A 12387-nucleotide genomic window follows, 5' to 3' on the forward strand; every position below is an offset into this window, starting at 1 on the left:
GCCTGTACCACCCCGCACCGAGCGCGTGCACCAGATCCGGCCACTGCCGCGCGACCTCACCGGCCCGCTTCCTGAGCAGCGCGACCCGCGCGGCCTCGACGAGCCGGGCGTCGAACCCCGGGGGTACGGCGGCCCCGCCGGTCAGTGCGGCCACCAGCTCGGCCTGCCGTTCCGCCAGCGACGTCATGTCACCCTCGGGTAGCCGGAGGCGGCGGCGATCGCGTCGAGTTCGCCGGTGAGCTCCGCCGCCGACGGGTAGTCGCCGTCGCGTTCCAGCATCAGTGCCGGTGGCCGGTGCCGGGCACACAGTTCGGTGATCAGGTCGAGCACCGGCTGGGGGACCGCGTCGGTGTGGGTGTCGTGGTAGATCCCGTCGTGTTCGGCGCCGCCGGCCACGTGGACGTAGGCGATCCGGTCCAGGGGCAGCCGGTCGAGCAGGGTCAGCGGGTCCGTGCCGCGGTTGAGGGCGTTGGCGTAGACGTTGGCCACGTCCAGCAGGAGCAGGGCGTCCGTGCGTTCCAGGATCTCGGTCAGGAACGCGCTTTCGTCCAGCTCGTCGTCGGGCCAGTCGAACAGGGCCGCGATGGGTTCCAGGGCGATCGGCACCGACAGCTCCGCCTGGGTGCGCTTCACGTTGGCCACCACCGCGTCGACGGCTTCGCGGCTGCGCGGGATCGGCAGCAGGTGGCCGGCCTCCACGCCGCCCGCGCGGACGAATGCGATGTGCTCGCTGACCAGGGGTGCGCCCAGCCGCTCGGCCACCGCCGCGAGGTGGGTGACGCGGGCCGGCTCGACCGGCTCCGCGCCGCCCAGCGACAGTTTCACCCCGTGCGGCACGACGGCCACGCCGCGGTCGCGCAGCTCGGCCAGGCCCACCGGCAGGTCACCGTGGGCGTGTACGGACTCGGCGACCACCTCGGCGAACCTGAGGCCGGGGAGCTGGGCGACGAAGCCGCCGATCTCGGGCCGCCAGCCGATGCCCACCCCGTACGCGGTGGTCATCCGCCGCACCCGCCTCCACCGCCGCAGCCGCCGCCTCCACCGCCGCAGGACGAGCTGCCGCTGCTGCACGAGGAGGAACTGCCCGAGTCGCCGCCGGAGGACGAGCCGCTGTTGTTGTAGGCGTTGATGCGCTGGACCTCCGCGTCGGCGGCGAAGGCCGGGTCCATGGTGTAGAGCGTCGCGGTGCCGTACAGGGCCACACCCATCGCCGCGCCCGTCGCGCCGTAGGTGGCGTACGAGGGGGACTGGTGCGGTGCGAGGTAGGCGTGCTGCTGACGCAGTGCGCGCAGGCCCTTGTCGGCTGCGTGCGTCGCGCGGCGGCGGCGGGTCAGCAACATGATGGTCAGGAAGAAGGCGATCACGATGGCCACCACGAGGAAGCCGACGGGCTTGTCGTTCTGCAGGCCGTCGACGAGCCGGGCCACGCCGGCCAGCACCACCAGCGCGCCCACCAGGGCCCAGGCCCGGGCCGCCTTGAGCTTGGCCGGGGTCACGGCCAGGCCCTGGGCCTCCAGGCCCTCGCGCAGCTGCCGTACCGCCGCGACGACCCACTGGTCACCGGTGAGGTCACGGGCCCGCAGGCGCCGGCCGGCCGCGTTGTAGACCGCCGAGTCCAGCGGGGTGGTCCCGGCGGGCATCGGGCCCGACTGCTGCAGGGTCTTGCCCGGGCCGCCGGTGATGGCCCCGGCGCCGCGCAGCCCGCCCAGCGAGGCGTAGACGGCGAGCTGGTCGCCGCCGCTGAGGTACGCGACCTGCTGCGGGCCGAGCCGGCCGACGGGGGCGCTGCGGTTGCCGGAGAACAGCACGCGCCGGTGGATGGCCGAGAGGATCAGCACCGAGATGATCACGGTGAAATAGAGGACGAGGAAAGCCGGTCCGGGGATGCCCCAGGTGTCACCCTGCGCCGCGAGATTCATGTCCGACCTCCCGAGCTTGTGTAGTTGCTGGACCTCATTGTGCAGGTCAGTGCAACGTTCGGGTCACGGCCGGCGGACAGCTTCCTCCACGACGTCCAGGACCCGGCTCAGCTCGCCCGCCGGGCGGCCGGTCGCCAGGTGCAGGACCAGCCCGTCGTACGCCAGCTCGAGAAACTGGGTGAGCACCTCCACGCCCACGTCGTCGCGCAGCACACCGGCCTCGTGCTGGCGTTCCAGCCGCTCGCGGGTGGCCTCGGCGATCGCGGCGGAGCGCTCGGCCCAGCGCTTGGCGAAGGCCGGATCGGTGCGCAGCCGCCGGGAGACCTCGAGCTGGCTGCCGAGCCAGCCGGCCGTGTCGCCGTCGCTGGTCCGGGCCTGCTCGAGCAGGTCGCGCATCACCTGGACGAGGCCGTTGCGGCGGACCGTGGTGACCATGGCGGCGGCGTCGTCCTCCGCGACGGCGAGGAACAGCGAGTCCTTGTCGCGGAAGTGGTGAAAAATCGCGCCACGTGAAAGCCCGGTGGCCTCCTCGAGGCGGCGGACGGTGGCGCCCTCGTACCCGTATCGGGCGAAGCACCCGCGCGCCGCCGCGAGGATCTCGTGGCGGCGGGCGTCGAGCTGGTCCTGGCTTACCCTGGGCACGCTGCGATCGTGTCACGCCGGTTCGGACGCTTGCAATCCGTACGTACGGCTTGCCAGCCCATCGAGATCCGTCTCGCATGGTGCCAAAAGCGTCATCCGGCCCTCCCTTTGTTAACACTGTTGGACTGTCGGTGCCCGTATTCACTCACGTACAGTGCGCGGGTGCCTCTCGTCTTCCTCGCGCTGGACGACACCCTGCTTGACCGCAGCGGTGCGTTCCGTCTGTGGGCGAAAGGTTTTCTCGACGAGATCGCGGCGCCGCAGGACGATCTCGACTGGTTACTGTCGGTCGACGCGGACGGCCTCACCTCCCGGTGGGACCTGGCCGATCTGATCCGCGACCGCTACCAGCTCGACATCCCGTCGATCGACCTGCTCGAGGAGCTGCACGAGGGCCCGCTGGCCTACGAGCGCCTCGACCCCCTGGTGGCCTGTGCGCTGCAGATCGCCGGGGACGCGGGGTGGGTCCCGGTGGTGGTCACCAACGGCCCGCACGAGCAGCAGGAGACCCGGATCCGGCGCACCGGGCTGGACCGGTACGTCGCCGACTGGGTCATCTCCGAGCAGGCCGGCGTCAGCAAGCCCAACCCGCGCATCTTCGCGCTGGCCGCCCAGCGGGTCCGGATGCGTCTCGGCGGCGCCTGGATCGTCGGGGACAGCCCGGAGGCGGACATCGGTGGCGCCGCCGCGATGGGACTACCCAGCGTGTGGTTGCACCGCGGCCGGGACTGGATCGACAACCGGTTCGCGCCGACCCGGGTGGTCGGCAACGTGATCCAGGGACTGTCCGCGGTGATGGCCGCCCGTTAATTCGGTTGCGCGACCGGGTGACGCCCGGGAGAGTGCATCCCGTACGTGATCCGCAGGTTTCTCGAGAAGAAGGGGGTGAACCTCATGGCTGTCGTTGTCCTTCGCCATGCCCAGGTTCCAGTTCTTTCTTTCTTCTCCGAGGAGACCCTCCAGTGCGAGAGCACGACGCTTTCGGCCCGGCAACCATGCGCCGCGGCCGCCGCAAGTTCGACGACGACGACGCCGACTTCGTAAAGACGGGCAAGCTCGAGCCCGCTCTGGCCGAGGATCCCGACCTGCCCGAGACCGGCGACCGCTGGTCGACGTGGGACGGCGCCCTGCACGGCCCCCATCCCCGCCCCGACTGGGTCCGCACCGAGCATGCCGCGGTGGACACCGAGCTGGGCATGCTCAAGACCGGCAAGGAAGCGGACGTCTTCCTGGTCCGGCGGGCCGTGCCCGGCACCGACCAGCAGCCCAGCATGATCGCGGCCAAGCGGTACCGCGACGGCGACCACCGGCTCTTCCACCGCGACGCGGGCTACCTCGAGGGACGCCGGGTGCGCCGGTCCCGGGAGATGCGCGCGATGACCAACCGCACCGCGTTCGGTAAGGAGCTCATCGCCGGGCAGTGGGCGGCGGCCGAGTTCGGCGCGCTGTCCCGGCTCTGGCAGGCCGGTCAGGAGGGCGGCACGATCTCGGTGCCGTACCCGGTGCAGCTCATCGGCACCGAGCTGATGCTGGAGTTCATCGGCGACTGGGAGACCGGGGAGGCCGCGCCGCGGCTGGCCCAGGTGCGCACCGACCGCGACGGGCTCGAGGACCTGTGGCGGCAGATGACCGACGCGCTCAGCGTGCTGGCCCGGACCCAGATCGCGCACGGCGACCTGTCGCCGTACAACACGCTGGTGCACGAGGGGCGGCTGGTGATCATCGACATGCCGCAGATCGTCGATCTGATCGCCAACCCGCAGGGCGCCGAGTTCCTGGCCCGCGACGTGCGCAACGTCGCGAGCTGGTTCACCGCGCGCGGCCTGACGGTGGATGCCGACGGGCTGATCGAACGCCTCAGCTACGAAGCGGGACTGCTGTGACGTCCCGGGGCAGGCAGCCCGGACCGCGGCCGCCGGACAAGCGGTGGCCGCGGCCGGGGCCGCGTCACTGAAGGTAGCCCTCGACCTCGCTGGTGCTGTGGGCCTGCTCGCTGTCCGGGTTGTTGCCGAACTCCCGGGCAGCGCGCCGGCGGCGCAGCAGGTCCCAGCACTGGTCCAGCGACTCCTCGAGCTCCTTGAGCTTGGCGTGCTCCTCGTCGCTGGTGATCTCGCCGCGGCTCAGCTGCTGGCGGAGCTTGTGCTCCTCTTCGACCAGGCCGTTGATCCGGCCCAGCACAGTGTTGTCATCCATGACCAAGAGCCTTGCACACGGGTTTCACAGATCAAGCGGCACGCGCGGCGCGACCGGCTCGGCCCAGTCACCGGTCAGCGCGCGAGAAGTCTGCTGCGGCGGGAGCACCAGCTTGTAGCCGACCTGGCGGACCGTGCCGATCATGCACTCGTACTCGCTGCCGAGCTTGGCCCGCAGCCGGCGGACGTGCACGTCGACGGTGCGGTGGCCGCCGAAGTAGTCGAAGCCCCACACCTCACGCAGCAGCTGGTCCCGGCTGAACACCCGGCCCGGGTGCTGGGCCAGGAACTTGAGCAGCTCGAACTCCTTGTAGGTGAGGTCGAGCTGGCGGCCCTTGAGCCGCGCGGAGTAGGTCTGCGGGTCGATGGCCAGCTCGCCGGCGGTGACCGTGCCGCTCGCCCCGCCCGCGGTGCTGCCGGAGACCCGTCCGGTGGTCATCCGCAGCCGGGCCTCGACCTCCGCCGGTCCGGCGTGGGTCAGCAGCACGTCGTCCAGGCCCCAGTCGGCGGCCATCGCGATCAGGCCCGCCTCCTCGACGACGGCCAGCAGCGGCACCCGCAGGCCGGTGGCGCGCAGCATCCGGCACAGGTCACGGGCCTCGAGCAGGTCGCGGCGCGCATCCACGAGGACGACATCGGGGTCGGCGCCGGAGAGCAGGGACTGGACGTCGAAGGTGCCGACCCGCAGCGAGTGCCGCAGCAGATCGAGCGCCGGTAGCGCCCGATCCTCCGCAGCGGCGCCGGGGCGGGTGGCCAGCAGCAGGATCTCCATGGGCCTCAGCGTGCGGCACGCATGTTTCGAAACGTGTTCTTCATATGTAAGAACACCCCGTCATCCGGTGGACAACGGGGTGTTCTACAGCACATACAGGGCCTAGCTGGTCAGCATCTTGCGCAGCACGTACTGCAGGATGCCGCCGTGGCGGTAGTAGTCCGCCTCACCGGGGGTGTCGATCCGGACGTCGGCGTCGAACTCCACACCGGTGTCGGTCAGCACCTTGACGGTCGACGGGATGCCGCCGTCGTTGAGCGCCTCGACGCCGGTGATGGTGAACGTCTCGGTGCCGGTCAGGCCCAGCGACTCCGCGTTGGTCTTGGGCGGGAACTGCAGCGGGAGCACGCCCATGCCGATCAGGTTCGAGCGGTGGATGCGCTCGTACGACTCGGCGATGACCGCGCGTACGCCCAGCAGCATCGTGCCCTTGGCCGCCCAGTCGCGCGACGAGCCGGAGCCGTACTCCTTGCCGGCCAGGATGACCAGCGGGACGCCGGCCTCCTTGTACGCCACCGAGGCGTCGTAGATGCTGCTCTGCTCGCCGGTCAGGTGGTTGACGGTGAAGCCACCCTCCACGCCCGGGACGAGCTGGTTGCGCAGGCGGATGTTGGCGAACGTGCCGCGGATCATCACCTCGTGGTTGCCGCGCCGGGAGCCGTACGAGTTGAACTCGTGCTTGGGCACCCCGTGCTCGGCCAGGTACTTGCCCGCGGGGGAGTCGGCCTTGATCGAGCTGGCCGGCGAGATGTGGTCGGTGGTCACCGAGTCGCCCAGCTTGGCCAGCACCCGCGCGCCGGCGATGTTGGTCACCGGGGACGGGTCGGCCTGCATGCCCTCGAAGTACGGGGGCTTGCGCACGTAGGTCGACTCCGGCGCCCACTCGAAGGTCTTGCCCTCCGGCGTGGGCAGCGACTGCCACTGCTCGTCACCGGCGAAGACGTCCGAGTAAGCCGTGCTGAACCCGATCGCGCCGATGGTGGCGGCGATGACCTCGTCGATCTCCTTGGCGCTGGGCCAGATGTCGGCGAGGTAGACCGGCTGGCCGTCCGAGCCGGTGCCCAGCGGCTCGGTGGTGATGTCCAGGTCCATCGTGCCGGCCAGCGCGTACGCGACCACCAGCGGCGGCGAGGCCAGGTAGTTCATCTTGATGTCGGGGTTGATCCGGCCCTCGAAGTTGCGGTTGCCGGACAGCACACTCACCGCGGTGAGGTCCGCCTCGTTGACCGCGGCCGAGATGGCGTCGGGCAGCGGGCCGGAGTTGCCGATGCAGGTGGTGCAGCCGTAACCGACCAGGTTGAAGCCGAGCTTGTCGAGGTACGGCGTCAGACCGGCCCGGTCGTAGTAGTCCATGACGACCTTGGAGCCCGGAGCCAGCGTGGTCTTGACCCACGGCTTGCGGTTCAGACCCTTGTCGACGGCGTTCCGGGCGAGCAGCGCGGCGCCGATCATGACCTGCGGGTTCGACGTGTTGGTGCAGGACGTGATCGCGGCGATGCCGACGAAGCCGTGGTCCAGCTCGAACTCGGTGCCGTCCTCGCCGACCACCCGGGTGGGCTTGGAGGGCCGCCCGGTGGCGCCGTCGGCCGCGCTGAAGACGTGCGGCTTGTCGGCGTCGGAATTCTCGTGGTTGGCCGGCGGGTCGCTGGCGGGGAAGGACTCCTCGCTGGCCTCGTCGGCCGGGCCCACGGCGCTGACGTAGTTGGCGAGCGCGTCGCGGAACATCGGCTTGGCGCGGTCCAGCGGGACGCGGTCCTGCGGGCGCTTCGGGCCGGCCAGCGAGGGCACGATGGTCGACAGGTCCAGCTCGAGGCGCTCGGAGTAGTTCGGCTCCCCGGCCGGGTCGTGCCACAGGCCCTGGCGCTTCGCGTACGCCTCGACCAGCGCGACCTGCTGCTCGGAGCGGCCGGTGAGCTTGAGGTACTTGATCGTCTCGTCGTCGATCGGGAAGATCGCCACAGTCGAGCCGTACTCGGGCGACATGTTGCCGATCGTGGCCCGGTTGGCCAGCGGCACGGCGCTGACGCCGGGGCCGTAGAACTCGACGAACTTGCTGACCACGCCGTGCTCGCGGAGCATCTCGGTGATGGTCAGCACCAGGTCGGTGGCGGTGGTGCCGGCCGGCATCTCGCCGTGCAGCTTGAAGCCGACGACCCGCGGGATCAGCATGCTGACCGGCTGGCCGAGCATCGCGGCCTCGGCCTCGATGCCGCCGACGCCCCAGCCCAGCACGCCCAGGCCGTTGACCATGGTGGTGTGCGAGTCGGTGCCGACGACCGTGTCCGGGTACGCCTGCATGACTCCAGACGATTCTGCACGCGCCATGATCGTCCGGGCCAGATACTCGATGTTGACCTGGTGGACGATGCCGGTGCCGGGCGGGACGACCTTGAACTCGTTGAACGCGGTCTGGCCCCAGCGCAGGAACTGGTAGCGCTCGCGGTTGCGCTGGTACTCCAGCTCCACGTTGCGGGCGAAGGCGTCCTCGCGGCCGAACAGGTCGGCGATGACCGAGTGGTCGATCACCAGCTCGGCCGGGGCGAGGGGGTTGACCTTGGTCGGGTCGCCGCCCAGCTCCTTGACGGCCTCGCGCATGGTGGCGAGGTCGACGACGCAGGGCACGCCGGTGAAGTCCTGCATGAGCACCCGCGCCGGGGTGAACTGGATCTCCACGCTCGGATCGGCGGTGGGATCCCAGCCGCCGAGGGCCCGGATGTGGTCGGCGGTGATGTTCGCGCCGTCCTCCGTGCGGAGCAGGTTCTCCAGCAGGATCTTCAGGGAGTACGGCAGGCGGTCATGCCCGTCGACCTTGTCGATCGTGAAAATCTCGTAGCTCGCGTCTGCGACGCGTAGCTCGCTCTTCGCACCAAAGGTGTCGAGGCTGGCCACGTCATCTCCTTCACACCCAGCGACCGTGAGTAGTCCTCATCAGTCTGTCCCACCGGTGACGGCCGCCCGCCGGTTAGGTTGTCCTAACTCAGGGTTCACGTCTTCCGTAAACCGTACGTCCGTCTTGTTATTCGGTGCAACCCGGGTCCGAGGTTTGCTCCTCATGATCAACGGGAACTGACCGTCCCGTGCAGGCACCCACGGATCTGGACCACCTCACGGACTTCTTCGACCGCTACGGCTCCGCCCTGACCAGGGGCGACGTCTCGGCGGTGGCCGGCTGCTACGCGTTGCCGGGCATGGTGGTCTCGGACTCGTACAGCTTCACCTTCGCCTCACCGGCGGCGGTGGCCCTCTCGTTCCTCGGCGCCGCGCCGGCGTACAAGGAGCAGCAGATCGTCGCGGCGCACGCCCAGCTGCGCGATGTGCAGCGGCTCAGCCCGGCGCTGGCGATGGTCGCCGTCGAATGGGAGTACCTCGACAGCCTCGGCAACGCCGTGCCCGGCGAGAGCTACCGCTACCTGATCCGGGTCGACGCGAACGGCCCGCGGATCACCACCGTCATCGCGACGCACTGAAACTGACGTACCCCGGTGCCATCATGTCCAGGTGACCACGATCGAGATCGCCTCGCCTGAGGCACCGACCAGACTCAGCAGGCCGCAGTGGCTGGTCGTGCACTACCGGCGCGAGGACGAGGGCTACGGCGACTGGTCACTGCACGCCTGGGGTGACATCGCCCCCGACGCGATCACCGGCTTCCCGGGCGGGCACCCGTTCGCCGGTGCCGATTCCTACGGCCGTTTCGCCTGGGTGCGGCTGGCCGACGCCGCCCGCGAGGTCGGCTTCCTGGTGGTCGATCACACCGGCGCCAAGGACGTGGCCACCGACCGGCACGTCGACCCGGCCGTCACCCCGCAGATCTGGCTGCGTCCGGGCGACCCGACGGTCTACCGCAGCGCCGCCGCGGCCGGCCACACCACCGAGGTTCCCGAGGAGGACGACTTCGCGGTCATCCACTACCGGCGGGCCGACAGTGACTACGACGGCTGGGGCGTGCACGCCTGGGAGGGCACCCCCACCAAGCCACACTGGCACGCGCCGCTCGCCCCGGCCGCGTTCGACGCGTTCGGTGCGGTGTTCCGGGTGCCGGTCCGCCCCGATGCCGTCGGCCTGCGCTTCGTGCTGCACCGCGGTGACGTCAAGGACCTGCCCGACGACCAGCGCCTCGACCTGACCGCCGGCCGCGAGGTGTGGCTGCTCTCGGGCACCACGGCGCCCGTGCTGCCCGACGTACGGTCGCTCGGTCCCGAGCTGGACCCGGCCCGGGCCCTGGCCGTCTTCCTCGACCGCACCACGCTGGCCCTGCCGCCGCAGCTCGCCGACCGGGCCGAGAGCTTCGCCCTGGTCGCGTCGCCCGACGGCGGCCTGCGCCGCGACGGCGACGAGCTGACCGGCGAACGCACCATCCTGCCGCTGACCCCGCGCCCCGGCGGCCTGTTCCAGGCCCAGAGCCGGCACTTTCCGCACCTGCGGGCCTACCGCGCCTTCGCGGTGCCGGAGCTGGGCGACGCGGCGCTGGGCTTTCTGCTGCGCGGGCAACTGCTCGCGGTCGGCCGCGACCACGCCGGCCGGGTCACGGTCCTGACGGCGGTCCAGCTGCCCGGCGTGCTCGACGACCTGTACGCGGATGCCGCCGACGCCGAGCTGGGCGTGGTCATGGACGAGGAGCGGCCGGCCATCTCGGTGTGGGCACCGACCGCGCGCACGGTCGCGCTGGAGCTTTCCCGCACACCCGGCGACGACGAGCCGAAGGTCCTGCCGATGGACCGGGACACGCTGACCGGCGTCTGGTCGATCGCCGGCAAACGCAAGTGGCTCGGCCGCTACTACCGCTTCCGGGTCGAGGTGTGGCATCCGGCGGCGCAGCGCGTGGTGACCAGCAGCGTCACCGACCCGTACTCGCTCTCGCTGTCGGTCGACTCCACTCACAGCCAGCTCGTCGACCTCGACGACCCCGAGCTCAAGCCGCCGGGCTGGGAGACGCTGGTCAAGCCGCCGCCGGTCGCGCCGGCCCGGATGCAGATCGCCGAGCTGCACGTCCGCGACTTCTCCATCGCCGACACCACCGTGCCGCCCGAGCAGCGCGGCACCTACCTGGCGTTCACCCGCGACGACTCGGCCGGGATGCGGCACCTGCGGATGCTCGCCGACGCCGGGCTCACCCACGTGCACCTGCTGCCCGCCTTCGACTACGCGACCGTGCCGGACCGCCGCGCCGACCAGGAGGTGCCCAGGTGCGACCTGGCCGCCCTCCCGCCGGACTCACCCGAGCAGCAGCGCGCGGTCATGGCCGTCGCCACCGAGGACGGCTTCAACTGGGGTTACGACCCGCTGCACTACACGACCCCCGAGGGCAGCTTCGCCGTCGAGCCCGCCGGCAGCGCCCGCATCCGGGAGTTCCGGTTGATGGTCGCCGCCCTCAACGCGGCCGGCCTGCGAGTGATCATGGACGTCGTCTACAACCACACGATGGCCGACGGGCTGGCGCCGTTCAGCGTGCTCGACCGCATCGTCCCCGGCTACTACCACCGGCTGCTCGACGACGGCACGGTCGCCGAATCCACCTGCTGCTCCAACACCGCACCCGAGCACATGATGATGGGCCGGCTGGTCATCGACTCGATCGTCACCTGGGCCCGCGAGCACAAGGTGGACGGCTTCCGCTTCGACCTCATGGGACACCACCCGCGGGCCAACATCCTGGAGACCAGGGTCACCCTCGATCACATCGACCCCGGCATCTACCTGTACGGCGAGGGCTGGAACTTCGGCGAGATCGCGTACGACGCCCGGTTCGTGCAGGCCACCCAGGTCAACATGGCCGGCACCGGGATCGGCACGTTCAACGACCGGCTGCGCGACGCGGTCCGGGGCGGCGGCTCCTTCGGCGACGACCCGTCGGAGCAGGGGTTCGCCACCGGGCTGGGCGCGGCCACCCCCCTGTCGGTGCACGACCGGATCAAGGTGGGCCTGTCGGGCGGCCTGGCGACGTACCGGTTCGTGACCCACACCGGCGCCGAGCACAGCGGCGCGCAGATCGACTACAACGGCTCACCCAGCGGGTACGCGGCCGCGCCGGGCGAGTGCGTGACGTACGTCGACGCCCACGACAACGAGATCCTCTACGACGCGATGGCCTTCAAGCTGCCGCAGTCCCTGCCGATGATCGACCGCGCCCGCATGCAGGTCCTGGCGCTGTCCCTGGTGGTGCTGGGCCAGGGCGTCGGCTTCGTGGCGCTCGGCACGGAACGGCTGCGCTCCAAGTCGCTGGACCGCAACTCCTACGACTCGGGCGACTGGTTCAACCAGATCCGCTGGAACGGCGCCGACGGCAACGGCTTCGGCGTGGGCCTGCCCCCGGCCCCGGACAACGAGGACAAGTGGCCGTGGGCCCGGCCCCTGCTGGCCGACCCGGCGCTGGTCCCGTCGGCGGAGATCATGGACCTGACCGCGGCCCGGTACGCCGAGCTGTTGCGCATCCGCCGCTCGTCGCCGGTCTTCGGGTTGCCCACAGCGGACGAGGTCCAGCGGCGGCTGACGTTCCCGCTGGGCGGCCCGCACGAAAGCCCCGGCGTGATCGTGATGTGCCTCGACGGGACCGGGCTGGACCAACGCTGGAGCACGGTGGTGGCGGTCTTCAACGCGACCGATACCTCGACGACGCAGCACGTGCCGGCGTTGGCGGGGGTGCGGCTGGAGTTGCATCCGGAGCTGGTGGCTTCGGCGGATCCGGTGGTGCGGACGGCTACGGCCGAGGGGGGCACGCTGAGCGTGCCGGCCCGCTCGGTGGTCGTCTTCGTCGCCGACCTGGCCTGAGCGGCCCGGGCGGGTCCGGCTTGAGCAGCCGGGCTGGTCCGGCTTGAGCGGCCGGGGTGGGCCGGCTTGAGCGGCCGGGGTGGGCCGGCTTGAG

At 70.9% G+C, this 12387-nt stretch carries 10 protein-coding genes and 1 pseudogene; 4 read left to right on the plus strand and 7 right to left on the minus strand.

The features are described 5' to 3' along the window. The 4 genes and pseudogenes from AB0C29_RS14320 to AB0C29_RS14335 all read right to left on the minus strand — a co-directional run. Window positions 1-187, minus strand: a pseudogene (locus AB0C29_RS14320) (hypothetical protein); the annotation flags it as partial. Next, a complete protein-coding gene (locus AB0C29_RS14325) occupies window positions 184-1002 on the minus strand; it encodes a DUF692 domain-containing protein (protein WP_360820091.1) in 819 nt (272 codons plus the stop codon). The gene AB0C29_RS14325 and the pseudogene AB0C29_RS14320, both read right to left, overlap by 4 nt. Then, window positions 999-1919 carry a TIGR04222 domain-containing membrane protein gene (locus tag AB0C29_RS14330; RefSeq protein ID WP_360820094.1) on the minus strand — a complete coding sequence of 307 codons (921 nt, stop codon included), beginning with the start codon at window positions 1917-1919 and terminating at the stop codon, window positions 999-1001. Before AB0C29_RS14330 ends, AB0C29_RS14325 begins: the two co-directional genes overlap by 4 nt. Before the next feature lie 63 nt (window positions 1920-1982). Further along, window positions 1983-2561, minus strand: coding sequence for a helix-turn-helix domain-containing protein (locus AB0C29_RS14335; RefSeq protein WP_360820097.1), 579 nt, complete (start codon window positions 2559-2561; stop codon window positions 1983-1985). Window positions 2562-2723: 162 nt separating this feature from the next. Between AB0C29_RS14335 and AB0C29_RS14340 the strand changes: the two genes are divergently transcribed. Together AB0C29_RS14340 and AB0C29_RS14345 are read left to right on the plus strand one after the other, a co-directional pair. Beyond that, complete coding sequence (locus AB0C29_RS14340; protein WP_212993014.1) at window positions 2724-3371, plus strand: HAD family hydrolase; 648 nt, start codon at window positions 2724-2726, stop codon at window positions 3369-3371. A 185-nt stretch (window positions 3372-3556) separates the two neighbouring features. Continuing rightward, entirely contained in the window at window positions 3557-4444 is an 888-nt protein-coding gene (locus AB0C29_RS14345) for an RIO1 family regulatory kinase/ATPase (RefSeq protein WP_360820110.1), read from the plus strand. Between the two features lie 64 nt (window positions 4445-4508). Here AB0C29_RS14345 and AB0C29_RS14350 read toward each other — a convergent pair whose 3' ends face one another. The 3 genes from AB0C29_RS14350 to acnA all read right to left on the minus strand — a co-directional run bounded on the left by AB0C29_RS14350 (window position 4509) and on the right by acnA (window position 8414). Beyond that, a complete protein-coding gene (locus AB0C29_RS14350; protein WP_360547702.1) occupies window positions 4509-4754 on the minus strand; it encodes a DUF2630 family protein in 246 nt (81 codons plus the stop codon). Window positions 4755-4778: 24 nt separating this feature from the next. Further along, on the minus strand, window positions 4779-5525 hold the full coding sequence (locus tag AB0C29_RS14355) for a response regulator transcription factor (RefSeq protein ID WP_360820101.1): 747 nt from the start codon (window positions 5523-5525) through the stop codon (window positions 4779-4781). A 102-nt stretch (window positions 5526-5627) separates the two neighbouring features. Beyond that, window positions 5628-8414, minus strand: a complete 2787-nt coding sequence (gene acnA / locus AB0C29_RS14360; RefSeq protein ID WP_360820104.1) for an aconitate hydratase AcnA — start codon at window positions 8412-8414, stop codon at window positions 5628-5630. 188 nt (window positions 8415-8602) lie between these two features. Here acnA and AB0C29_RS14365 point away from each other — a divergent pair, with 188 nt between their 5' ends. Together AB0C29_RS14365 and pulA are read left to right on the plus strand one after the other, a co-directional pair. After that, on the plus strand, window positions 8603-8992 hold the full coding sequence (locus tag AB0C29_RS14365) for a hypothetical protein (protein WP_360547696.1): 390 nt from the start codon (window positions 8603-8605) through the stop codon (window positions 8990-8992). Window positions 8993-9023: 31 nt separating this feature from the next. Beyond that, the gene (gene pulA / locus AB0C29_RS14370) at window positions 9024-12293 is read left to right on the plus strand and encodes a pullulanase-type alpha-1,6-glucosidase (RefSeq protein WP_360820107.1); all 3270 of its coding nucleotides are present in this window, start codon (window positions 9024-9026) and stop codon (window positions 12291-12293) included. Window positions 12294-12387: the final 94 nt, after the last annotated feature.

It is taken from the genome of Actinoplanes sp. NPDC048791, assembly GCF_040650095.1.
Lineage (GTDB): Bacteria > Actinomycetota > Actinomycetes > Mycobacteriales > Micromonosporaceae > Actinoplanes.

Excerpts from the sequence above, each read along its gene's own strand:
- AB0C29_RS14325 (WP_360820091.1), bottom strand. The coding sequence starts at position 1,002 with ATGACCACCGCGTACGGGGTGGGCATCGGCTGGCGGCCCGAGATCGGC.
- AB0C29_RS14330 (WP_360820094.1), bottom strand. The coding sequence starts at position 1,919 with ATGAATCTCGCGGCGCAGGGTGACACCTGGGGCATCCCCGGACCGGCT.
- AB0C29_RS14345 (WP_360820110.1), top strand. The coding sequence starts at position 3,557 with ATGCGCCGCGGCCGCCGCAAGTTCGACGACGACGACGCCGACTTCGTA.
- AB0C29_RS14350 (WP_360547702.1), bottom strand. The coding sequence starts at position 4,754 with ATGGATGACAACACTGTGCTGGGCCGGATCAACGGCCTGGTCGAAGAG.
- AB0C29_RS14355 (WP_360820101.1), bottom strand. The coding sequence starts at position 5,525 with ATGGAGATCCTGCTGCTGGCCACCCGCCCCGGCGCCGCTGCGGAGGAT.